21 protein-coding genes, 1 tRNA gene and 1 riboswitch are annotated in these 23,023 nt (G+C 68.4%); of the genes, 8 read left to right on the forward strand and 14 right to left on the reverse strand.

From position 1 onward, the window contains the following. Positions 1-29: 29 nt before the first annotated feature. The 5 genes from egtD to gluQRS form a co-directional block, all read right to left on the reverse strand. Positions 30-1,010 (reverse strand): L-histidine N(alpha)-methyltransferase, encoded by a 981-nt coding sequence (gene egtD / locus HZF05_RS14960; RefSeq protein WP_181638890.1) that lies wholly within the window; start codon positions 1,008-1,010, stop codon positions 30-32. Between the two features lie 2 nt (positions 1,011-1,012). Further along, complete coding sequence (gene egtB, locus HZF05_RS14965; RefSeq protein ID WP_160365373.1) at positions 1,013-2,308, reverse strand: ergothioneine biosynthesis protein EgtB; 1,296 nt, start codon at positions 2,306-2,308, stop codon at positions 1,013-1,015. Positions 2,309-2,409: 101 nt separating this feature from the next. After that, positions 2,410-2,982, reverse strand: coding sequence for a cob(I)yrinic acid a,c-diamide adenosyltransferase (locus tag HZF05_RS14970; RefSeq protein WP_160365374.1), 573 nt, complete (start codon positions 2,980-2,982; stop codon positions 2,410-2,412). After that, entirely contained in the window at positions 2,982-3,224 is a 243-nt protein-coding gene (locus HZF05_RS14975) for an HIG1 domain-containing protein (protein ID WP_160365375.1), read from the reverse strand. Before HZF05_RS14975 ends, HZF05_RS14970 begins: the two co-directional genes overlap by 1 nt. 35 nt (positions 3,225-3,259) lie before the next feature. Then, positions 3,260-4,117 carry a tRNA glutamyl-Q(34) synthetase GluQRS gene (gluQRS, locus tag HZF05_RS14980; protein ID WP_160365376.1) on the reverse strand — a complete coding sequence of 286 codons (858 nt, stop codon included), beginning with the start codon at positions 4,115-4,117 and terminating at the stop codon, positions 3,260-3,262. 170 nt (positions 4,118-4,287) lie between these two features. Between gluQRS and HZF05_RS14985 the strand changes: the two genes are divergently transcribed. The 3 genes from HZF05_RS14985 (at position 4,288) to HZF05_RS14995 (ending at position 8,402) form a co-directional block, all read left to right on the forward strand. Then, the gene (locus HZF05_RS14985; RefSeq protein WP_160365377.1) at positions 4,288-4,854 is read left to right on the forward strand and encodes an HNH endonuclease; all 567 of its coding nucleotides are present in this window, start codon (positions 4,288-4,290) and stop codon (positions 4,852-4,854) included. An 83-nt stretch (positions 4,855-4,937) separates the two neighbouring features. Further along, entirely contained in the window at positions 4,938-7,625 is a 2,688-nt protein-coding gene (gene ppc, locus HZF05_RS14990) for a phosphoenolpyruvate carboxylase (protein WP_160365378.1), read from the forward strand. An 11-nt stretch (positions 7,626-7,636) separates the two neighbouring features. Then, a riboswitch (yybP-ykoY riboswitch) is annotated at positions 7,637-7,735 on the forward strand. Positions 7,736-7,817: 82 nt separating this feature from the next. Continuing rightward, on the forward strand, positions 7,818-8,402 hold the full coding sequence (locus HZF05_RS14995) for a manganese efflux pump MntP (protein ID WP_160365379.1): 585 nt from the start codon (positions 7,818-7,820) through the stop codon (positions 8,400-8,402). Here HZF05_RS14995 and HZF05_RS15000 read toward each other — a convergent pair. Genes HZF05_RS15000 through HZF05_RS15030 form a run of 7 tightly spaced genes read right to left on the reverse strand, consistent with a single transcriptional unit; the run spans position 8,399 to position 16,005 of the window. Further along, positions 8,399-9,721, reverse strand: a complete 1,323-nt coding sequence (locus HZF05_RS15000; protein ID WP_160365380.1) for a HAMP domain-containing sensor histidine kinase — start codon at positions 9,719-9,721, stop codon at positions 8,399-8,401. The two genes, HZF05_RS14995 and HZF05_RS15000, sit on opposite strands and share 4 nt — an antisense overlap. Then, the gene (locus HZF05_RS15005; protein ID WP_160365381.1) at positions 9,721-10,446 is read right to left on the reverse strand and encodes a response regulator; all 726 of its coding nucleotides are present in this window, start codon (positions 10,444-10,446) and stop codon (positions 9,721-9,723) included. Before HZF05_RS15005 ends, HZF05_RS15000 begins: the two co-directional genes overlap by 1 nt. Continuing rightward, positions 10,443-11,108, reverse strand: a complete 666-nt coding sequence (locus HZF05_RS15010) for an EF-hand domain-containing protein (protein WP_160365382.1) — start codon at positions 11,106-11,108, stop codon at positions 10,443-10,445. The genes HZF05_RS15005 and HZF05_RS15010 overlap by 4 nt, the downstream gene beginning before the upstream one ends. Further along, positions 11,105-12,313 (reverse strand): ABC transporter permease, encoded by a 1,209-nt coding sequence (locus HZF05_RS15015; protein ID WP_160365513.1) that lies wholly within the window; start codon positions 12,311-12,313, stop codon positions 11,105-11,107. The genes HZF05_RS15010 and HZF05_RS15015 overlap by 4 nt, the downstream gene beginning before the upstream one ends. Before the next feature lie 50 nt (positions 12,314-12,363). Next, a complete protein-coding gene (locus HZF05_RS15020; protein ID WP_160365383.1) occupies positions 12,364-13,059 on the reverse strand; it encodes an ATP-binding cassette domain-containing protein in 696 nt (231 codons plus the stop codon). Between the two features lie 5 nt (positions 13,060-13,064). Further along, the gene (locus tag HZF05_RS15025) at positions 13,065-14,408 is read right to left on the reverse strand and encodes an efflux RND transporter periplasmic adaptor subunit (protein WP_160365384.1); all 1,344 of its coding nucleotides are present in this window, start codon (positions 14,406-14,408) and stop codon (positions 13,065-13,067) included. Position 14,409: 1 nt separating this feature from the next. Next, positions 14,410-16,005: an efflux transporter outer membrane subunit gene (locus tag HZF05_RS15030; RefSeq protein WP_160365385.1), complete on the reverse strand. Its 1,596-nt coding sequence runs from the start codon at positions 16,003-16,005 to the stop codon at positions 14,410-14,412. 239 nt (positions 16,006-16,244) lie between these two features. On the opposite strand from HZF05_RS15030, the gene HZF05_RS15035 reads away from it, so the two are divergent. Both HZF05_RS15035 and HZF05_RS15040 read left to right on the forward strand, forming a co-directional pair. Beyond that, complete coding sequence (locus HZF05_RS15035) at positions 16,245-18,758, forward strand: DegT/DnrJ/EryC1/StrS family aminotransferase (protein WP_160365386.1); 2,514 nt, start codon at positions 16,245-16,247, stop codon at positions 18,756-18,758. Further along, positions 18,755-19,795 carry a glycosyltransferase family 2 protein gene (locus HZF05_RS15040; RefSeq protein WP_160365387.1) on the forward strand — a complete coding sequence of 347 codons (1,041 nt, stop codon included), beginning with the start codon at positions 18,755-18,757 and terminating at the stop codon, positions 19,793-19,795. The genes HZF05_RS15035 and HZF05_RS15040 overlap by 4 nt, the downstream gene beginning before the upstream one ends. Before the next feature lie 16 nt (positions 19,796-19,811). On the opposite strand, the gene HZF05_RS15045 is transcribed toward HZF05_RS15040, so the two are convergent. Together HZF05_RS15045 and HZF05_RS15050 are read right to left on the reverse strand one after the other, a co-directional pair. Continuing rightward, a tRNA-Leu gene (locus HZF05_RS15045) sits at positions 19,812-19,898 on the reverse strand. Positions 19,899-19,997: 99 nt separating this feature from the next. Continuing rightward, entirely contained in the window at positions 19,998-20,735 is a 738-nt protein-coding gene (locus HZF05_RS15050) for a zinc-ribbon domain-containing protein (protein WP_160365388.1), read from the reverse strand. 160 nt (positions 20,736-20,895) lie between these two features. On the opposite strand from HZF05_RS15050, the gene ftsE reads away from it, so the two are divergent. The 3 genes from ftsE to HZF05_RS15065 are packed head-to-tail and all read left to right on the forward strand — an operon-like array spanning position 20,896 to position 23,020. Beyond that, positions 20,896-21,603: a cell division ATP-binding protein FtsE gene (gene ftsE, locus HZF05_RS15055; RefSeq protein WP_160365389.1), complete on the forward strand. Its 708-nt coding sequence runs from the start codon at positions 20,896-20,898 to the stop codon at positions 21,601-21,603. A gap of 2 nt (positions 21,604-21,605) precedes the next feature. Next, the gene (locus tag HZF05_RS15060; RefSeq protein ID WP_343046903.1) at positions 21,606-22,490 is read left to right on the forward strand and encodes a cell division protein FtsX; all 885 of its coding nucleotides are present in this window, start codon (positions 21,606-21,608) and stop codon (positions 22,488-22,490) included. Further along, positions 22,487-23,020: an ElyC/SanA/YdcF family protein gene (locus HZF05_RS15065; protein ID WP_160365391.1), complete on the forward strand. Its 534-nt coding sequence runs from the start codon at positions 22,487-22,489 to the stop codon at positions 23,018-23,020. The genes HZF05_RS15060 and HZF05_RS15065 overlap by 4 nt, the downstream gene beginning before the upstream one ends. The last annotated feature ends 3 nt before the right edge of the window (positions 23,021-23,023 follow it).

Here is a 23,023-nt window from a genome sequence, read left to right on the forward strand (position 1 = left end):
AGCGGGGTTCGAGGCGGATGGACAGACGGTCAGGGCGCGGTGCGCGGCGGCTTCACCTCGGCCAGCAGGATGGCGAAGCGATTCTGCGGATCGGTCCACTCGGCGATCGTGGTCCAGCCACCCGCCGCCAGCATCAGCCGTGCGCCGCGCTGGCCGTATTTATGGCTGTTCTCGGTGTGGATCGTCTCGCCGCGCCGCATCGCGAAGCGCTGGCCCGAGACGGTGAACCCGACGTCGCTCTCAGCCTCCAGATGCATCTCGATCCGCGCCTCGCCATCGTTCCAGCGCGCGACATGACGGAACGCCTCGATCGGAATATCGCCACCCAATTCTCGGTTGATGCGGTGGAGGAGATTCAGGTTGAACGCGGCGGTGACGCTCTGCGCGTCGTCATAGGCGGCGACCAGTTCCGCCTCGTCCTTCACACGGTCCATGCCGATCAGCAGCATCGCGCCGACGCCCAGCGTCCCCGCCATCGCGCGCAGCAGGTCGACGGCGGTGGGCGCGGTCAGGTTGCCGATGGTCGATCCGGGGAAGAAGCCCAGGCGCGGCGCCCGGCCGATCGCCGGGGGCAGCGCGATCGGGTGCATGAAATTGGCCTCGATCGGATGCACCGGCAGGCCGGGGAAGCGCTGCGACAGCGCGGCGGCGGATTCGCGCAGGAAATCTCCGGAAATGTCGATCGGCACATAGGCCGAGGGATCGATCGCGGTGAGCAGCAGCGGCGTCTTTGCGGACGAACCCGATCCGAACTCGACCACGGCACGGCCTTCCCCCGCGATCCGCGCGACGTCCGGCGCATGGCGTTCGAGCAGCGCGCGCTCGGTGCGGGTGGGATAATATTCGGGCAGATCGGTGATCGCTTCGAACAACTCGGACCCGCGCCGATCGTAGAACCAGCGCGCCGGCACGGCCTTCTGGGGGGCTGACAGACCGGACAGCACGTCGGCGCGGAACGCCGGGTCAGGCTCGGTCGTGGCGGCGTTGTTACGGTCCATCTCCAGCAGCATGGTCACAGATCCTTCGCGAGGCGCACACCGGTGAACTGCCAGCGCTGGTGCGGGTAGAAGAAATTGCGGTAGCTGGCGCGGGAATGGCCGCGCGGGGTGGCGCAACTCCCGCCGCGCAGCACGAACTGCCCCGACATGAACTTGCCGTTATACTCGCCGACAGCTCCCGAGGCCGCGCGGAAGCCGGGATAGGGCAGGTAGGCAGATCGGGTCCATTGCCAGACGTCGCCGAACATCTGCCGCAGCCCCTCGCCCGGCGTTACAGGCAGTGGACGGACGGCGCGGGGAGTATCGAGGAAATTGCCTTGCGTGGAGTCCAGCCCCTGCGCGGCGCTTTCCCACTCGGCTTCGGTCGGCAGGCGCGCGCCGGCCCACTGGGCGAAGGCATCGGCCTCGTAATAGCTGACGTGGCGGACCGGAGCCGCAAGATCCATTGACCCCTGCCCGTCAAGTCCGAAGCGTTCGTTCCATTGGCCGTCCGCGTCGCGGCGCCAATAGGCCGGCGCCTCGATGCCGTTCTCGCGCACCCAGGCCCAGCCGTCCGATAGCCAGAGCGAAGCGGTCGCGTAACCACCATCCTCGACGAAGGCGCGCCATTCGCCATTGGTGACGAGGCGATCGGCGAGCGCGTGCGGCGCCAGCCACACCGGATGGCGCGGCCCCTCGTTATCGAACGCGAAGCCTTTTCCGCCATGGCCGACCTCGGTCTTGCCCTCGCGCCCCGCGATCCAGCGGAGGGGATCGGGCGCCACGCTCGGGCGCCGCTGCTCGGGCGGCCAGACGACGGGGGCAAGCGGATTCTGCGCGAACAGGTGGAGGATGTCCGTAACGAGCAGTTCCTGATGCTGCTGCTCATGATGGCAGCCGAGCTCGATCAGAGACAGCGCGGCCTCGGGCAGTTGGTCCCACGCCGCCGCGATCGCCGCCTCGACATGCAGGCGATAGCCCCGCACCTGGTCGAGCGACGGCCGGCTCAGCAGTCCGCGCGAAGGCCGCGCCATGCGGGCGCCCTCCGCCTCGTAATAGCTGTTGAACAGGAACGGCCAGCGCTCGTCGAACAGCTGGTAGGCCGGCACATGATCGCGCAGGATGAACGTCTCGAAGAACCAGCTCGTGTGTGCGAGGTGCCATTTCGCCGGCGAGGCGTCCGGCATCGACTGCGCGGAGGAATCGGCGTCCGAAAGGTCAGCGGCGAGCGCGAGGCTCAGCGCGCGAACGGACTGAAAATGCTGGAGGAGCTCAGGCCTCCGGTATGGCGTGTCGCGCGTGGGCGCGATCGCGTCGGCACGTGCGGCCATGAAACGACTCTCCCGCTGGACAGGATGAACGACTTGCCTGCGGAATAAGTTGCGTTTCCGGAATCAATTTCAAGGGCCTTAATCCAGATCAGCGGCCGGATTCAGCGGGTCGCGCCGGGCTTCCAAAGGATGTCCCGCGCGCCGCCGCCGTTGATCACCCGGCATAGCGTGAACAGGTGATCCGACAGGCGATTGAGATAGCGCAGGGCGAGTGGATTGAGCGATCGACCCGCTGCCGCAGCAACCGTCGCGCGCTCAGCCCGCCGCACGATCGCGCGGGCGATGTGGAGGTGCGCCGCCGCCGGCTCGCCGCCGGGCAGAATGAAGCTGGTCAGCGGCGAAAGCGTCGCGTTCATCGCGTCGATTTCGCTTTCCAGCCGGTCGATCTGATTCTGGACGATGCGCAGCGTCATCTCGGTGGGTGAGAAATCCTCGCCCGGCGTGGCGAGATCAGCCCCGAGATCGAACAATTCGTTTTGCACGCGGCCGAGCATCGCCGCCGCTTCGCTTTCGGCCGGGAGGTGGAGCAGTGCGACGCCGATCGCCGAGTTCGCCTCGTCCACCTCGCCGATCGCGGCGATGCGCGGATCGTGCTTGCGCGCGCGAGACCCGTCGACCAGCCCCGTCTCGCCCCCATCACCGGTGCGCGTGTAGATCTTGTTGAGCTTGACCATCAGCTCGAATGCGGATGCGCCAGCAGCAGGACGAGCACCGCCGCGATCACCGCCAGCGCCTGGAACTGGATGCGGCGCCACATCATGTTGTTCTGGCGGAGACTCGACTGGCTCGGCCCCTCGGACGGATCGCGGCGCAATTCCTCGTCCTTGGTGCGCAGGAAGATGACGATGCCCCGCACCAGCGCGACAAGCGCTCCGATCGCGAAGACGACGACGAGGATGGCGAGAATGGTCTGCATGGTGAAACCCTAGGCCTCTGCGGCGGCGGCGTCCACTAGAGCGCCGGCATCTCGCCCCGCCGCAGCGCTTCCGCCAGCGCCGCCGGATCGGCGCCGTTCTCCCGGAGATTCGCGAGGCTCTCGCTCCCCCGCCGCTTCGCCAGCCGCTCGCCGCCCGCATCCGTCAGCAGCGGATGATGGTGGTAACGTGGCGTCGGCAGCCCCAGCAGCGCCTGCAGCAAGCGATGGATATGCGTTGCCTCGAAGAGATCGGCTCCGCGCACCACGTCGGTGACGCGCTGCCACGCATCGTCCACCGTCACCGCGAGGTGATAGGAGGCGGGCGCATCCTTGCGCGCCAGCACCACATCCCCGAAACGCAGCGGATCGGCCGTCACCTCGCCCGTTTCCTCATCATGCCAATGCAGGCGCCCGGTCTGCTCCACCGCCTTGTCCATCGCGATCCGCCACGCATGCGGCTCACTTTCCATCCGTCTTTCTCGCACCGCCGGGTCGAGCGCGCGGCAGGTGCCGGGATAGAAGAGCCCCTCTGGCCCGTGCGGCGCACTCGCCGCCTGGGCGATGTCCGCGCGGGTGCAGAAGCAGGGGTAGAGCAGGCCCGCCGAGCCCAAGGCCCCGAGCGCGCCGCGATAGGCTTCGAACCGGGCCGATTGATGCACCACCTCTCCGTCCCATCCGAGCCCGAGCCAGCGGAGGTCGTCCTCGATCCCCTTCACGAAAACGGCACGCGAGCGGCCGGGATCGATATCCTCGATCCGCAGCAGGAACCGCCCGCCGCGTTCCCTCGCAAAGTCATGCGCCCGGATCGCCGAGAAAGCGTGGCCGGCGTGCAACTGCCCGGTCGGGCTCGGCGCGAACCGGGTGACGACAGCGGCAACAGTTGTGGATATCATCAAACCGGCCCTTGACCGCGAGTCGCGGCTGTTGTGTCATGGGCTCGTCACCAAGATCGGGCATCCGATCGGTCGACAAGACGACGCTGCCTTACCGGCATCGCGTCCTGAGTGCGACAGGCCCGGAACCGGAAAGCGCGGCGACGCCGAGCGGAGGTTCATGTCGTTCCATGTATCACCCCGATCTCATCCGACATCCCGACGGGTGCCCCACCCTCGTGCTGAACGCGGACTATACCCCGCTCAGCTATTATCCCCTCTCGCTCTGGCCTTGGCAGACCGCGATCAAGGCCGTGTTCCTGGAGCGGGTCGACATCGTCTCGCACTATGAGCGCGAGGTGCATTCGCCGAGCTTTACGATGAAGCTGCCATCGGTCATCGCGCTCAGGCAGTTCGTGAAGCCCTCGGCCTTTCCGGCCTTCACCCGCTTCAACCTGTTCCTGCGCGACGGCTTCGAATGCCAATATTGCGGCGAACGGCGCGACCTGACCTTCGATCACGTCATCCCGCGCGCGCAGGGCGGCCGGACGACGTGGGAGAATGTCTCCACCGCCTGCGCGCCGTGCAACCTGCGCAAGGGCGGCCGCACGCCGAAGCAGGCGCACATGAGCCTGACGCAGGAGCCGCACCGCCCGACCAGCTGGGCGCTGCAGGAAAATGGCCGCCGCTTCCCGCCCAATTATCTGCACGATAGCTGGCGGGATTGGCTCTATTGGGATGTGCCGCTGGAGGCATGATCGACGCAAGAAACTGACAGCGCAGGACAGGACTAGCGAAACGACTCATTGACGCCGCAGGCGCTGCGATGCAGCAAACGCGGATGGCCAGCGCACCCGCGATCACTCAGAACCCCGACATCCGCTTTCTCGGCAAGCTGCTGGGCGACGTGATCCGTGCTTATGGCGGGGACCAGCTGTTCCGGCGGATCGAATATATCCGCTCGGTCTCGGTCGATCGCGCGCGGGGCATTGCCGGCGCCGATGCGATCGATGCGGGGCTGGAAGCGCTCAATCTCGACGACACGCTCGCCTTCGTGCGCGGCTTCATGCTCTTCTCGATGCTCGCCAACCTCGCCGAGGACCGGCAGGGAGTCGCCGCCGAGCCCGATGCGGACATGGCCCACGCGCTGGAGCGGCTCGATAAGCAGGGCATCGGCAAGGACAAGGTGCTGGCGCTGCTGGAGCGCGCGCTGGTCGTCCCCGTACTCACCGCGCACCCCACCGAGGTGCGGCGCAAGAGCATGATCGATCACCGCAACCGCATCGCCGACCTGATGCTGCAGCGGGACACCGGCGCCGAGGAAACGCCCGACGGCGATCTGATCGAGGAAGCGATCGTCCGCCAGATCGCCTTGCTCTGGCAGACACGCGCGCTGCGCCGCGAGCGCCTCTACGTGGCCGACGAGATCGACACCGCGCTCGCCTATCTGCGCGACGTGCTGCTGCCGACGCTGCCGGCCCTCTATGCGCGCTGGGACCGCGCGCTGGGCCATCGCGCGCCGAGTTTCCTCAGGCTCGGCAACTGGATCGGCGGCGATCGCGACGGCAATCCCAATGTCAGGGCCGAGTCGCTTCGCCTTGTCCTTGCCAAGTCGGCCGAAGCGGTGCTCGGTTATTATCTGTCGGCGATCCACGAGCTGGGCGCCGAACTCTCGATCTCGACCGAGCTCGCGCCGATCGACAAGGAGCTGGGCACGCTTGCGGAGGAAGCGCACGATTCCGGGCGCAACCGCGACGACGAGCCCTATCGCCGCGCGCTGACCGGCATCTATGCCCGCCTCGCCGCGACGTTCGAGGCCATCGTCGGCCACGCCCCACCGCGGCCGGCGCGCGTGCAGGCCGAGGCCTATGCCGATCCGCAGGCGCTCCGCCACGATCTCGCGACGCTCGCCCACGCGCTCGGCGAGCAGGGCGGTGGCAGCCTCAAGAGCGGCGGTGCGCTCGGCCGGCTGATCCGCGCGATCGACACGTTCGGATTCCATCTCGCCACGCTCGACCTGCGCCAGAATGCAGACGTGCACGAGCGCGTCGTCGCTGAACTTCTCAATACGGCCGGCGTCGAGGCCGATTACCTGAAGCGGAACGAGGAGGATCGCATCGCGATCCTGCGTCGCGAGTTGGCGCATGGCCGCCCGCTCTCCAGCGACTGGGGCGACTATTCGGACGAGACGAAGACCGAGCTCGCCATCCTGCGCGCGGCGGCCGAGGCGCACCGGCTCTATGGGCCGGGTTGCATCGCCATCTACAACATCTCCAAGTCCGAAAGCGTGTCGGACATGCTGGAGGTGAACACCCTGCTCAAGGAGGTCGGCCTCTACCGCCCCGCGACCGAGGAGGGCGGCGCTCCCCACGCAGCGGTGATGGCGGTGCCGCTGTTCGAGACGATCGGCGACCTCGAGAACGCCCCACAGGTGATGACCGACTGGTTCGCGCTGCCCGAGATCGCCGCCTTGGCGAAGGCGCGGGGCCATCAGGAGGTGATGGTCGGCTATTCGGATTCGAACAAGGACGGCGGCTACCTCACATCGGTCTGGTCGCTGCACCAGGCGAGCCGCATCCTCGCTCCGGTGTTCGAGAAGGCCGGTGTCGCGATGCAGCTGTTCCACGGGCGCGGTGGCGCGGTCGGACGCGGCGGCGGCTCGTCCTTCGCCGCCATCCTCGCCCAGCCGCCCGGCACCGTGCAGGGCCGCATCCGCATCACCGAACAGGGCGAGGTGATCGCCGCTAAATACGGCACGCGCGAGAGCGCCACCAGCAATCTGGAGGCGATGGCCTCCGCCACCTTGCTGGCCAGCCTCGAGACGCCGAAGCTCTCCGAGAAGGATTACGACCGCTTCGCCAGCGCGATGGCGACGATCTCCGGCACGGCGTTCGAGACCTATCGCGATCTCGTCTATGGCGACGACGCCTTCCGCACCTTCTTCCGCCAGATCACGCCGCTGACCGAGATCGCCGGCCTCAAGATCGGCTCGCGCCCCGCCAGCCGCACCAAGAGCGACCGGATCGAGGATCTGCGCGCCATCCCCTGGGTGTTCAGCTGGGCGCAGGCGCGCATCATGCTGCCGGGCTGGTACGGCGTCGGCGCGGGCCTGTCGGGCTTCGGCGACATGGGCCTGCTGCGCGAGATGCTGAAAGCCTGGCCGTTCCTCGCAGCGACGCTCGCCAACATGGAGATGGTGCTCGCGAAGTCCGACATGAAGATCGCCGCCCACTATCTTCCCCTCGTCGAGGACAGAGCGATGGGCGAGCGATTCTTCGGCCGGATCCGCGACGGCTGGCGGCAGACCCACGATTGCCTGCTGTCGGTGACGCGCCAGACCCGGCTGCTGGAGAAACATCCGACGCTCGACGCCTCGATCCGCCTGCGCCTGCCCTATATCGAGCCGCTCAACCTGCTGCAGGTCGAACTGCTCAAGCGCCACCGCGCCGGCGAGGAGGATGCGCGGATCAAGGAAGGCATCGAGCTTTCGATCAATGCGATCGCCACGGCCTTGCGCAACAGCGGCTGATCGGGCAAACGGCAACCGTTCCTGGGGAGTAGCCACCCGCGCGTTGAGCGGGGCCTTCGTCAACATGCTTGGCCCTCTGGCCATGGCGAAGGCGGCGGATGTTTCCGCCCGGCAAGACCACGACGTCGCGCCTTCCGCTGAGGCCGGGAGGGCGTGCGTCGTCGTCTGACCTCGGCCCCGGGATTTCGATGCATGGCTGGAATGTTCACCCTCGGCGCGCTCGGCCTCGGCCTTTCGGTCGATGCCTTCGCAGCCGCCGTCGGCAAGGGCGCGTCGATGGGCTCGCCGAAATGGCGCGACGCGATCCGCATCGGCGCGGTGTTCGGCGCGTTCGAGGCGATCATGCCCTGCCTCGGCTGGCTGATCGGCAAGGCGGTGGCGACTTGGTTCTCCGAATATGGCGGCTGGATCGCCTTCATTCTGCTGGTCGGCGTGGGCGGTCACATGATGTGGGAAGCCTGGCACGGCGATCTCGCGGAGGAGCATGACGAGGAAGAGAAAAAGCCCGCCATGAGCATGCTCTCGGTCGCGCTGACCGCCGTCGCCACTTCGATCGACGCGCTGGCGGTGGGCGTCAGCCTCGCGGTGATGGGCGTGCCGCTGCTCGCGGCCTGCATCGTGATCGGCGGCGTGACGACGGTGATCGCCAGTGGCGGGGTGATGATCGGCAAGCATGCCGGCATCTGGCTCGGCCGCTATGCCGAGATCATGGGCGGCGCGGTGCTGATCCTGATCGGCGCGGCAATTCCGGTGCAGCAGTTCCTGATGCGGAGCTAGGCGGCGGCCGGCAGGTCCACCGTCACTGCCAGCCCGCCGCCGTCGCGATTTTCCGCGCGGATCGATCCGCCGTGCGCCTGCGCGATCGAGCGGGCGATGGCGAGGCCGAGGCCGAGCCCCCCGGTCGAGCGGCTGCGCGATGGTTCGTGGCGCTCGAACGGCTCGAACATGCGATCCAGTTCCTCGTCCGGGATGCCCGGCCCGCGATCGGCGACGATGATGCGTGCACGATCGATGTCGCGACGCAGGAACAGCTCCGCCCCGCCGGCATATTTGATCGCATTGTCGATCAGGTTCTGGAGCAGCCGCTCCAGCGCCGATCGATCCCCGCTCACCACCGCGCGGTTGATCTCGGCGATCGCGACCGGCGATCCGGTGTCGGTCGCCTGCCCGGCCAGCCGCCGCGCCAGTGCGGCGAGATCTACGGCCACGCGCTCGCCCATGCCCGCGTCGCCGCGCAGGAAGCCGATGGTCGCCGCGACCATCTGGCGCATCTGCTCGATATCGGCCTGCACCGGCCCGCGGATCTTCTCGGGCGCGGCCTCGATGCGAAAGGCGATGCGGGCAAGCGGCGTGCGCAGATCGTGCGCCAGCGCGCCGATCATCGCCGCGCGCTCGCGCAGATTGGTGCGCAGGCGGCTGTGCATGTCGTTGAGCGCATGGCCCGCCACCTCCAGCTCGCGCGGTCCCTCGACGGGCACCGGCGGCGCATCGCGATCGTGGTCGAGTCGCTCGACCGCCTCGGCGAAGCGGCGGATTGGCCTAGTCAGGCGCCGCGCGAACACCCAGGCGAACGGCAGCATGGCGAGCGCCGACAAGCCGAACCAGATCGCGGTGCGCTGCTGCCATGCCGAGATGCGGGCGGGCGGCAGCGTGCGCAGCACCCGCCAGCCGTCGGCGGAATCCCGCTCGGCGGCAACCACCGTGTTGAAAAAGTAAGGCTGGCCGTGGCGGATGGGCACGGCACCCGATCCGGGCTGCCGGGTGAAGGGGAAGACCTCGGACTGATCGGCCTGGAAATACAGGCGTACATCCCCGATGGGACGACCGAGCTGGGTCGCAAGACGCTGGGTGATGCGGGGATCGGAGATCATGCCGTCCTCGCCGGTCGGCGGAGTGTCCGTCCGGCGGACGATCAGCTTGGCATTCGATCCGGGCTCCAGCGCCAGCCGCTCGGCCACCTCGGTCATCGTGTAGAAATCGGGCCGCGGCGCCGGCAGGTAGATGATCAGCAGCACCGAGACGAGCTGCGCGATCGCAAGGCCCGCGAGCAGCAGGATCAATGTTTGCCAGAAAAGAGGCAGCGACCGGAAGCGCATCAGCCCTCCTCGGGCTTCAGCGACAGCATATAGCCTTCGTTGCGGATGGTGCGGATCGGATCGCCCGGCCCGAGCTTCTTGCGCAGCCGGCTGATCGTCACGTCGATCGCGCGATCGAACACGTCGGCATCGGAACCCTTGGCGAGCTCGATCAGCGTGTCGCGGCTGAGAACGCGCTGCGGACGATCGAGGAAGGCGGTCATCACGCGGAACTCGGCATCGGTGAGCGGGGCTGCGGGATAGCCCTGCCGGAACAGGGTGCGCTCGACGAGATCGAGCGACCAGTCGCCGAACCGGCGGCGCGGCGTGTTGCCGCTACCACCCTGCAGGCTCGTCACCTCGTCGCCTCGCGTGGTGCGGCGGAGCAGCGCGCGCACGCGGGCGAGCAGCTCCCGCGGGTTGCACGGCTTGGAGAGATAGTCGTCCGCGCCGACTTCGAGGCCGACGATGCGATCGACATCCTCGCCCATCGCCGAGAGCATGATCACCGGCGTGCGATCCCGCCCGCGCATCCGGCGCAGCACGGACAGGCCGTCCTCGCCGGGCATCATCAGATCGAGGATCACGCAATCGTAGCGCTGGCGGGCGAGCGCGGCGTCCATGCTTTCGGCATCGGCGGCGGTCTCGACGTCGATATGATGGTCGCGCAGGAAGCCGGCGATCAGCTCGCGCAGATCGGAATCGTCGTCGACGACCAGCAGGCGGGGGGGCAGAGGTTCGTTCATCGGCGCTTCTTATCCTCCGCGGCGCGGCAGGCGTCGATATCCATTTGCGCGGGACTCTTGGGCAGAGTGGCGTAACTCAGATAGCCGAGGCCTTGCGGATCGAGCAGCGGCCAGCGATTCACCGCCGCCTGCGCCAGCTCGGCTCGCGATATGCCGCGATTGAGATCGTAGTCGGCCGCCGCGATCGGCTCGGGAATATTGAGCGAGGCCCACAGGCCGGCACCGTAAGGCGCCTCGTAGTTGGCGCGGCTGCGTGCCGCCTTCTTGGCTTCGTGGCGCTGCTCGCCGGTCCGCGGCTTCCCGTCCTGCCCCGGCTGATAGAGCTTGATCTCGGGCGCGACGATATTCTCGTAGTCCGACATCTCCTGCGGATCGAGCTCGCCCGATTTGTCCTTGTCCAGCGTGGAGAAGAAGCGATCCGAATCCGCCTGCAACTCGGCCAGCGTGAGCTTGCCGTTGTGATCGGCGTCGGCCTGATCGAACCACTTCCTCATCGGGTCGATGAAGCCGTCGGTGCGGATCGGCTCTCCCATCGGCGCGATATAGACCTTCGCGAAAGGCGGCCCGCAGCCCTGCGCGCCATGGACGACGATCTCCTCGGACGGGGGCGCCTGCACGCCCGTCCCGGCCGCCTGCAGCGCCAGAGCTAGAAACCAGATCATTCGTGACGGAGCGCGTCGATCGGGTTGAGCGAAGCGGCGCGGCGCGCCGGGAAATAGCCGAACACGATGCCGATCAGGCCGGAGAAGAGGAAAGCGACCAGGTTTGTCCAGGGATCGAAGACGAACGGCACCTTGATCAACTTGGCCAGCCCGATCGAGGTGAACAGCGCCAGCACCAGCCCGATCAGGCCGCCGAGGCAGGACAACACCACCGCTTCCACGAGGAATTGCAACATCACCTCGCGTGCCACCGCGCCGATGGCGAGGCGGATGCCGATCTCGCGCGTGCGCTCGGTGACAGAGACCAGCATGATGTTCATGATGCCGATGCCGCCGACCAGCAGCGAGATCGCCGCCACCGCGCTGACGATCGCGGTCAGCACGCCGGTGATGCCGGAGAGCGTGTCGGCGATCTGCCGGCTGTCGAAGATGGTGAAGTCGTCCAGCTTGCCCGCGCGGATGCTACGCCGCTCACGCAGCAGGGCCGCGATCGACTGCTGCACGTCCGCGCTGTCGTAGGCAGGATCGGCGGCGACCACGATGATGCTGATATCGCGGCTGCCGGTGAAGCGGCGCTGAACCGTCTTGATCGGCAGGATCACCGTATCGTCGATATCCTGCCCGAAGCCGCCGCCGCCACGCAGCGCCAGCTCGCCGATCACCTCGCAGCTGACCGAGCCGACCAACAGCGAGCCGCCAACCGGGCTCCTGTTAGGATAGAGATTGTCCTTCACCGTCTTGCCGACGATGCAGACCGACTTGCCGGAGGCCTCCTCCTGCGGCGTGAAATAGCGGCCATTGGCGAGCTTCCACGCCTGCGCATCGAAATAGGCGTCGGTGGTGCCCTTCACCGTGGTGGACCAGTTGGATGCATTGCTGATCGCCGTGGCGGTGGTTTGCGCGATCGGCGCGACGGCGGTGACCCCGGCAACCTGATCGCGGATCGCATCGAGATCCTCGGGCTTGAACGGCGGTGGTGTCTCGCCGCCGCCGCCGCGCCCCTGGCTGGTGCCGGGGATGACGGTCAGCACGTTTGCGCCGAGGTTCGAAACCTGATCGTGCACCGAACGGGTGGCGCCCTTGCCCAGCGTCACCATTGTCACCACCGCGAACACACCGATGACGATGCCCAGCACGGTGAGGACGGAGCGGAGCAGATGGCGCCGGATCGCCCGCAGCGCGAGCAACGCGGTCGTGCCGAGCAGCCGGAGCGACGAAGCCTGCCGGGGGGGCGGCGGCGTCGCGTGGAGATCGGTCACGCCGCCTTCCTCTCGATCGTCTCCACCAGACCGTCGCGGAAATGGACGACCGTGCGCGCATAGGCCGCCATGTCGGCCTCGTGCGTGACCATAAGCACGGTGATACCGCTGGTCTTGTTGAGATCGGTCAGCAATTCCATGATCTCGATCGAGCGCTCGCTGTCGAGATTGCCGGTCGGTTCGTCGGCGAGCAGCACGTCGGGATGGGTGACGATCGCGCGCGCGATCGCGACGCGCTGCTGCTGGCCGCCGGAAAGCTCGGCAGGCGTGTGCTTGGCCCAGTCGGCCAGCCCCACTTTGTCGAGCGCCGCCATTGCCATCTCGCGCCGCACCCAACGATCTTCGCCGCGATAGAGCAGGGGCAGCTCGACATTCTCGAGCGCCGTCGTGCGCGCCAGCAGGTTGAAGCCCTGGAAGACGAAGCCGAGATACCGCCGCCGCAGCAACGCGCGCTGATCCCGCCCCAGGCTCTCGACGTGATGGCCGCGGAACAGGAAGGCACCGCTGGTCGGCACGTCGAGACAGCCGAGGATGTTCATCGTCGTCGACTTGCCCGAGCCCGACGGACCCATCACTGCCATGAAGTCCCCCGCCTCGACATCGAGGTCGACACCCTTCAGCGCCTGAAACGCCGCCGCCCCCGCGCCGAAGCGCTTGGTGACGCCGATCAGCCGGATCAGCGGATCGGCCACCGGCGTCACTTGGCGGGGCTGGCGCCGGCGCCGGCGAGGCGGCCGGTGATGACCTGCATGCCCGGCTTCACGTCCGGCCCGGAAACGGCGGTCAGCGTGCCGTTGGTGGCGCCGACGACGACGCTCACAGCCTTGGGCTCGCCCTTGGCGTCGAGCACATAGACGGTCTGCTTGCTGCCCCGCCCGATATCGGCCGTCTTCTCCTGCCCGGCGACGCCGAAGCCGCCGCTACCCTGCTTGGGCGGGCCGAGCTGAAAGGGGCCGCCGCTGTTGCTCTTCCAGCCATCCGGCGTGAAGCGCAACGCCGCGTTGGGAACGAGCAGCTGGTTGTGCTGGACGGCGCTCAGCACCGACGCGGTCGCGGTCATGCCCGGGCGCAGCACCAGATCGGGATTCTGGACGCTGAGCGACGCCGTGTAGGCGATCACGTTGGTGGTGGACGTGGTCGTCGTGCCCGCGCTGTTGACGGAGGGCGTGGCGTTGGCGCCGAGATCGATGCGCGTCACCTGGCCCGTGAAGGTCCGGCCCGGATAAGCGTCTACGGTGAAATTGGCATGATCGCCGACCTGCACCTCGCCGACATCCGCCTCGTCCACCTTCACGTCGAGCTTCATGCTCGTGAGGTCCTCGGCGATCGTGAACAAGGTCGCGACGGTGAAGGACGCCGCCACTGTCTGGCCGGGCTCGACCTGGCGCGAGAGCACCACACCGTTTACGGGCGCATAGATCGTCGCCTTGGCAAGGCTGGTCTGGTTGGTCGAGACGTTGGCACGTGCCTGGGCCACCGATGCCTGCGCCGCCTTGAGGTTGGCGACCGCGCGCTCGAAATCGCCGCGCGCCTGATCGAGCTCGGTCGCGGACGGCACCTTGCCGCCGGAAAGCCGCGCCACTTCCTGATAACGGCGCAGCGTCGCGCTGTCCTGATCGACCGTGGCCTGGTTTTGCGCCACCGTCGCCACCGCCGAGAGAAGCTGCGCCTGGCTCTGCACCAGCGCGTCCTTGAGGCGCGAGGGATCGAGCTGCGCGAGCGGCTGACCCTTGGTGACGTGATCGTTGTTCTGCACGAACACATCGACGACGATGCCCGATTCCTCGGAGCCTACGTTGATCTGCTTGGTGGGCGTGAGGTTGCCCGTCGCCGTCACCGACACGGAAAGGTCGCCCTGCTTCACCGCCTGCGTCGAATAGCGCGTCCGCTCGTGCGCCCCCGACACGCAGCGCACGACGAGCAGCAGCACCAGCACCACCGCGACACCGATCGCGATGCGGCGGATCAGGCGGCCGCGCGCAGGGCTGGTCTCGATCCCGAGGAAGCTGTCGATATCGTGGTCGGGGGCCGGTTGGTCCACGTCAGGGCCTTTCGGTCGGCTTGGTCGGGTCGGGCGCGATCGGGGAGGGTTCCTCCGCGAGGTCGGGTATTTCGATCTGGGCGGGCACGTTGGGCATGGCTGTACCCGGCAGCGGCGCCGACTGCCAGCCGCCGCCCAGCGCCTTGTAGAGCTGGACGAGCGCGGTGGCGCGATCGGCACGCGCCTGCGCCAGGCTGTCCTGGCTGGAGAGCAGGGTGCGCTGCGAATCGAGCAGCGTCTGGAAATCGATCAGGCCGGCGCGATACTGGCTCTGTGCGAAGATCAGCGCGTCGCGGCTGTCGCCCACCGCCGCGCCGAGCGTCACGACGCGGCGGCGGCTGTTGGCGAGCGAGACCAGCGCATTCTCGACGTCCGAAAGCGCCGTCAGCACCGCCTTGTGATAGTTGGCGAGCGCCGCATCCGCCCCGCCGCGCGCATCCTCGATCTGGGCGCGCAGCTTGCCGCCCTCGAAGATCGGTGCCGATACGGACGCCAGCAACGTGCCGGTGAGGAAGGTGCCGATATCCCCGATCGCGGTGCCGTTGCCGCCGAGCGATCCGGTCAGCCGAAGCGTCGGGTAAAGCTGTGCCTTGGCCACGCCGATCCGCGCGGTCGCCGCCGCGAGCGCCCGCTCCGCCGAACGCACGTCGGGCCGCTGCGCCAGCACCGCCACCGGCACGTCGGCACCGAGCGCGCGATCGGCGACCGGCACCGGGCGCGGCGGCTCGAAGGCGGCGTTGATCGTCCCGGGCGCCTGCCCGGTCAGGATCGACAGCGCGTTGAGCGATTGCGCCAGACTCGTCTCCAGCGACGGGATGGTGGCGGCAGTCTGTTCCTGCTGCGCCTTCGCCTGCGCAAGATCGAGGCTGGAGACCAGCCCCGCCTTTACCCGCCAGCCGACCAGCTGGACGGTCTCCTCCTCGCTCTTCGCATTGGCGCGCGCAATCGCGAGGCGCTCCTGCGCTGACCGCGCGTCGACATAATCGAGCGCCACCTCCGCGACGATCGAGCGCTGCGTGTCGCGCAAAGTCTCGGCGGCGCTGGCGTAATCGCCTTTCGAGGCCTCGACCGATCGGCGCACCTCGCCGAAAAGATCAACCTCGTAGGCCGCGTCGAGCGATCCGGAAAACTGATCGTAACTGCCGCTCGTCACGATCGACGTGCCCGTGCCGCCCGTGCCGGCCACGAACGCGCCGTTGCCCTTGCCGAGCAGCGTGGTGCGTCCGGCCGACCCGCCCGCATCCAGCGTCGGGAAGAGCGAGGCGCGCGCCTCCTTATACTGCGCGCGCGCCTGGCGGAGCTTCGCGCCGGCCGCCTCGACATCGGGATTGGCGGCGAGCGCCTTGTCGACCAGATCGCCGAGCAGGGGATCGCCCAGCGCAGCCCACCATGTGCCAAGCTCCTCCGTGCTCGGCGCCTCCGCCCCCGGCGCGATGTCGGTGGCGAATTGATCGGGAACGCCCATCCGAGCCGCGCTGGGCGGGCGGTAGTTCGGCCCGACCGTGCATCCCGGCAGGACAAGCGCAATCGCCGCCACAAGCGTGATCGCCGCGCCGCCCTCGCGTCTGCCCCCGATTCCGATGCTGCCGGCCGCCATGTCGGCTCGATACACTCCATACTGTCCGGATGCCTTGATAGCCTCCGATCCCGCAGATGCGAAAGCCTTGATGTTTCAGGCAGTCGCTTCCACGATCGGCCGTCTCCCCATTGCATCAATGATGTTGGCCAAATGACCCGAAACGGAAGGAAAAACGGGGAACGTACACCCTTCCTTAGCGCTCCTTAAGCAAAGGTCGGGCGCCGATTTTCAACCCGAACCTTGCGAGCGCACCCGCAATGCCCATCGATCTGCCCCTGATCCGGCCCAATCCTCCCAAGCTCAGCCAGCTCTCCGCCGAGCTGGAGGCGATCGAGGCGTCGGGCACGTTCAGCAATTACGGCCCGGTCGCGCGACGATTCGAGCGCGCGATGACCGACCATCTGTTCGGCGGGCGCGGCGCCTGCCTGGCGGTCGCCAACGCGACGCTGGGCCTGATGATAGCGCTGCGCCACGCAACGCTGCGCATGGACGAATCCCGCAAGCTCGCTCTTTTGCCCGCCTTTACCTTCGCCGCCACGGGCCAGGCTGCGCAATGGGCCGGCCTCACGCCCCTGCTCGCCGATTGCGATCCGGACGACTGGGCGCTCTGCCCCAAGGCCGAGGAGCGCCTGCTCGCCGACTATGGCAAGCGCATCGCCGCGATCGTGCCCTACGCCACCTTCGGCAATTCGATCGACCTCGATCGCTACGCCTGGCTGGCGCGCCGGCATGACGTCGCCATCGTGATCGACGCCGCCGCCTCGCTCGGCTCGCTCGACGCCGAGGGGCGTGGCTTCGGCACCGGAGCGCCCTTCCCGGTCGTCTATTCGATGCATGCGACCAAGACCTTCTCCACCTCCGAGGGTGGCGTGATCCACTGCGCCGATCCGGGCGTGATCGAGAAACTGCGCGCGATGGCCAATTTCGGCTTCGAGGGCAGCCGTTCGGCGACGATGCCGGGCATGAACGCCAAGCTGGCCGAGGTGCCGGCGCTGATCGCCGAGGCAAAGCTGGGCGACATCCACGAAGTCGCGCTCCACCGCACCGCGCTCGCCGAGCGCTATCGCGAGCGCCTCGCCGCCTTCTCGGTGCAACGCCCCCGCGGCCATGCGCAGGCGGTGCAGTTCATGTCGGTGTTGCTGCCCCGCGCGCTCGCCGAGCATCGCGGCGCGATCATCGAGCGGCTGGCCGAGGCCGGCATCGGTGCCGGAACCTATTTTAGCCCGCATCTCGGCGAACAGCCCTGGTTCCGCGAGAGCTGCGTGATCGACGCATTGCCCGTCACCGACGACATCGCGGCGCGCATGCTGGCGCTGCCCGTCACCGACGACATGACGATCGCGGACGTCGATCGCGTATCCGACGCGCTGATCGCCGCCTGCTACGCGCAGCCCCGCTCGACCGTTCCGGCGACGCCGCTGCGCGATCGCGTGCTCGGCGCGGTGGTGATCGGTGGCGGCCCGGCCGGCGTCGCGCTGTTGTGCGCCGCCGGGAAGGCAGGCAAGCTCGACGCGCTGGCCTCGACCGGCTTCGCGATGGTCGATCGCGGCGAGACGATGGGCGGCGGGCGGCTCGGCGCCTACGAGATCACCTCGGACAGCTCGGCCGAGACCTTCCTCACCGCTGATGGCGCACTGCCGGCGGGCCTCGGCATCGCCGGCGAGGCGGCGGGCCAGGCGATCGCCGAGCACAAGGGCGCGCTTGGCGTGCCGCTGCCCAAGGTCGGCGCCTATCTCGACCGGCTGGGCGAGGTGCTGGGCCAGCGCCTGCGCTCGCTCGGCGGGTCGATTCTCAACGGCCATGAAGTTATTTCCTCGCAGCGCACTGCGGACGGCCTGTGGCGGACCCGCGCGCGGCGTGTGGCGGACGGCGGCTCGATCGAGCTGATCTCGCGCTCGATCGTGATCGCGACCGGCGGCCACCAGCCCGCGATCCGGCTGGCCGAGGAGAAGGTCGCCGGCATGTCGCTGGTCGAGCGCTGCGGGAACCGGCTGATCCAGTCCGACACGTTGCTCGCGGTCGGCGGCATCGAGGCGGCGCGCGATCGCCTGCCCGAAGGGCGCGCGGCGCGTATCGCCATCGTCGGCGGATCGACCAGCGCCGTCACCGCCGCCGTGCGCCTGCTCAAGAGCGGCCTGCCGCTCGACCCCGGCGGCGTCACGCTGTTTCATCGCCGGCCGCTGCGGCCGTTCTACCCTTCGATCGATGCCGCCCAGGCCGACGGCTATACGGACTTCGGGCCGGACGACATCTGCCCGGTATCGGGCTTCGTCTATCGCCTCGCCGGTTTCCGGCTCGAGGCGCGGGAGCTGGTCGTCCATGCGCTTGGGATCGGCGGCCGCGTCGGCGATCCGCGCCTGAAGATCCATCAACTGTCGGGTGGCGACGACACGCAGGCGGCGGCCATCCTCGACCAGGCCGATCTCGTCATCGCCGCTTTCGGCTACCAGCCGCACGCTTTGCCGCTGATCGACGAGCGCGGGCGAGCGATCCGGCTGCGCTGCGAGGGGCCGGTGCGGGGTCGCATGGTCGACGATCTCTGCCGCGTGGTCGATACCGACGCCTGCGCGGTGCCGGGCGTCTATGGCATCGGCCTCGCCGCAGGCTTCGTACCGCACGGCAAGTTGGGCGGCGAAGCGAGTTTCCGGGGGCAGGCCAACGGCCTGTGGCTCTGGCAGAATGATGTCGGCCAGCTGATCGTCGAGCAGCTCCTTTCCGCCAGTGGGGCAATCGGAGCGAAGACGGGAGCTGCCCGCCGCGCGGTGGCATGACGGCGGCCGTGCCCACCATCAGCATAGTGATGGCCGCCTATAACGGCGCCGCCTTCATTCGCGCGACGATCGAGAGCGTCTTTGCCCAGACGATGCAGGATTTCGAGATCGTCGTCGCCGACGATTGCTCGAAGGACGACACGCTGGCCGTGCTGGCGACCATCGACGACCCGCGCCTGCATGTTGTGAAGGCGGAGCGCAACGGCGGGCCTGCGATCGCCCGCAACCTCGCCACGGCGCAGGCACGCGGCCGCTTCATCGCGGGTCTCGATCAGGACGATCTCTGTCATCCCGAGCGCTTCGCGAAACAGCTCGCCTATCTCGATGCGCATCCGGACGTCGTGCTGGTCTGCTCGACCATCGCGATGTTCGAGGGCGAGAAGGAGCGCGCCGACCCCTATCCCGATCTCACCGATCCGGATGCGATCGACTGGATGATGGGGTTGCTCAATCCGCTTGCCTGGTCGACGTCGATGATGCGGGGCGAGGCGGCGCGCGCGCTCGATCCGTTCGAGCGCGACGAATATCGCTTCGCCGAGGATTTCGATCTCTACACCCGCATCCGCGCGCACGGCCGGATCGGCCGGATCGCCGAGCCGCTGGTCCGTTACCGGCTGCATCCCGGCGGCGCCTCTCGGGCCTATGAGGAGGGTATGATCCGCGCCGCCGGCCGGGTGCTGGCGGATCGCCACGCCGCCCTGCTGGGCGACGAGGCGACGGAAGCCGGGCTGCTTCTCAGTCGCCACGCGGGCGCCAGCTATCCGCCGCCCGATGCCGCAACCTTGGCGCGCTGTGGCGCGATCATCGCGCGATTGCTGGAGGCGGATGGAAACAGCCGTTTCGCGAGGACGAGCAGCCGAGATCTGTGGTGGCGCATCGCGCGATCCGGGCTGCGAGTCGGCCATTACGGCGTGACGGACATCGCGCGGGTACGGCCCGCCTTCGCCGGGCGCGGCACGGGGCTGGGGCCAGCCTTGCTGCGCGATGCCGCGATCGGAGCCGCCCGCCGGGCGAAGCGCCAGGCGCTGTCGCTCTAGATCATCCCGGAAAAATTGGTGCGGTCGAGAAGACTCGAACTTCCACGCCCTTTCGGGCACAGCCACCTCAAGGCTGCGCGTCTACCAATTCCGCCACGACCGCACGTCGATTGCCCGCCAAATCCCCGATTCCTCGAGCTCCCGGCAGCTGGTAGGAGCGCGCCTCTAGCAAAGGCGGTTCCCCCACGCAACGTCCTTTTCGTCAATGATCGTCGGTGCCCGCGAAGCTCAGGTTGAGCGCCTTCGAGCCCTGCGGCACGCCGACCTCGGCGCTGTCGAACTCGGCCGATCCCTTGGGCGGCAGCTGGCGCACCGGCGCGTTGATCGTCCAGCCATAGACGGGGCGGCCGGCGGCGTCGCGCAGCTCGGCGCGGATATCCGGCACGGCCTGCGGCACCTCTGTGGGATTCACGATCCGACCGGAGACGGCGAACAGCTCGCTGCCCGTCGCCAGCGTACGGCGATCGGGCTTGCGCGTCACCTGCAGCATCAGCGGACTTTGCGCCTGTCCGGCACCGACCAGGTGCGAGAAGGCGGCCGGCCCGAACCAGGCGACCGCGCCCGCTCCGATCAGCAGCAGCACGCCGGCGAGCACCGCGAGCATCGTCATCTGCCGGACCGGATTGCGACGCGGGCGGAAGGGTGGCTCCGGCGCATAGGGATCGACGCCGGGCGGCTGACGGATATCCGCGAAGGCACCCGGCGGAGGGGGCGTCGCGATCCCGGTCGGCGGCGCGCCATAAGGCGATTCCGCAGGAGCAGCGGGCGGGACCGGCGGAGGTGGCGCGAAGATCTCGGCCGCCTGCGCGGCCTCCACCGGCGGCGGATCCTGGAACCAGCTATGGCGGCAGGAAGCACAGCGCACCTGGCGCCCGCTCACACCGACCGCGCTGTCTGGCACGAGATAACGCGTGCTGCACGCCGGGCAGGTCAGTATCATGCCTTGATCGTCCGGCCTTTCTTGCGCGCCATGCAACCCCTTTCGCTCCGGTCTAGGACGATGCGAGGCCGGCTGGCAAGCGCCGCGCTTGCTCCCCCCATCGCGCTTGTGCGAAAGCGGCGGCGAACAGTGGATCGAGAGAAAGGCCGAAGCGCAGCGAATGTCCGGTATCGTGCAGTTCGAGAATGTCGGCCTGCGCTATGGGACCGGCGCCGAGACGCTGTCGGACCTGAGCTTCACGCTGGCCGCGGGCGGCTTCTATTTCCTCACTGGTCCCTCCGGCGCGGGCAAGACCTCGCTGCTAAAGATGCTGTATCTTTCGCAGCGCCCGACGCGCGGCGCGATCCGGTTGTTCGACGAGGATGTGGTGCAGCTGCGCCGTGCGCGCCTGCCGGGCTTCAGACGGCGGATCGGCGTGGTGTTCCAGGATTTCCGGCTGATCCCGCATCTCTCCGCCTTCGACAATATCGCGCTGCCGCTGCGCATCGCCGGCGTCGACGAGCGCGATCTGGTGACACCGGTGCGCGAGATGCTGGCCTGGGTGGGCCTCGCGGACCGCGCCTCCGCCCACCCGCCGACTCTCTCGGGCGGCGAGCAGCAGCGCGTCGCCATCGCTCGCGCGGTGATCGGGCGGCCCGAAATCCTCGTCGCCGACGAGCCGACCGGAAACGTCGATCCGGAGATGGCGGCCCGCCTGCTGCACCTGTTCGATGCGCTCAACACGCTCGGCACGACGATCGTGGTGGCAACCCACGACATTCATCTGCTGAGCCGTGTCGCATCGGCCAATGTGATGCGGCTCGATCGCGGGCGGCTGCAGGACCCGACGGGAGCATTGCGCTACCCGCCGAAGGCGGACGGGCATTGACGGTGCTGGGCGCTTCGCAGGCCGAGCGGCGGCTGTTGCCCGAGGGCCGGCTCGCCGGGCCGATGCCGTGGGTGATCGCGATCATGATGTTCCTCACCGCATTGGCGGCGGCGGGCGGGCTGGCGATGGGATCGGCCGCCAATCGGCTCGGCGCCGATCTCGGCCGGCAGGTGACCGTGCAGATCATCCTCGCCGACACCGACCAGCGCGATCGCGAGGCCGGCGCCGCGCAGCAATTGCTGTCGCATGAGGATGGCGTGATCTCGGCCCGCCGCCTCGGCGATCAGGAGATGCAGACGCTGCTGCGCCCGTGGCTGGGCGATGCCGGGCTCGACAAGGATATTCCCCTCCCCGCGATGATCGACATCGATCTCACCGGCGCGGGCCGCGACCGGCTCGACCAGATCGCGGGCGCGATAAGGGCGGCCGCTCCGCATGCCCGCATCGACGATCATGCCGGCTTCATCGCGCCGCTGGTCGGACTGATCCGGTCGCTGGGACTGCTCGCCGGCGGGATCGTGGTGATGATGGCGGGCGCGACGGCGGCTGCGGTGGTGCTCGCCGCGCGCTCGGCGCTCAACACGCATCGCCGCACCATCGACGTCATGCACATGATGGGCGCTACCGACGTCCAGGTCGCACGTCTCTTTCAGCGTCGCATCGCCCTGGATGCGCTGTTCGGCGCGATGGTCGGCCTGCTCGCGGCGATCGTGGTGATCGTGGTGCTGGGCCGGCGGATCGGCGAGATCGGATCGGGCCTCGTCGGGTCGATCGCGCTACCCGGACTTGCCTGGCTGGTGCTGCTGTGCCTGCCGCTGCTCGCCGGCCTACTGGCGCTGCTGGTCGCGCGCATCACGGTGCAGCGCGCGCTGGGACAGACGCTGTGATCCGTCGCCTGATCGCCCTGCTGATCGTGCTGTGGGGACTGGGCTTCGCCGTCTTCGCGCTCACCCTGCCACGTCCGGCGGGCGACGACGTGACCGACGCCATCGTCGTGCTGACCGGCGGCTCGGGCCGGCTCGATCGCGGGCTGGACCTGCTGGCGCAGCATCGCGCGCGGCGGTTGTTGGTCTCGGGCACCGATCGCACCGTTCGCAAGAAGGAGCTGGCGGCGCGCACCGGGCGACCGCTCGCGCTGTTCGATTGCTGCGTCGATCTTGGCAAGGAATCGGTCGACACCCGTTCCAACGCCACCGAAACGGCGAAATGGCTGGAGCAGCATCGCTATCACAGCGCCCGGCTGATCACGACCGACTGGCACATGCCCCGCGCCCATTCGGATCTGAATCGCGCGCTCAAGGGCAGCGGGATCGCGATCGTGCCCGACGCAATCCGCAGCCAGCCCGGTTTCATGACGCTGTTCACCGAGTATAACAAATATGTTCTGCGCCTCGTCGCGGCGCCCTTCGGCTATTGATCG

Source organism: Sphingomonas chungangi (assembly GCF_013778325.1).
GTDB lineage: Bacteria > Pseudomonadota > Alphaproteobacteria > Sphingomonadales > Sphingomonadaceae > Solisphingomonas > Solisphingomonas chungangi.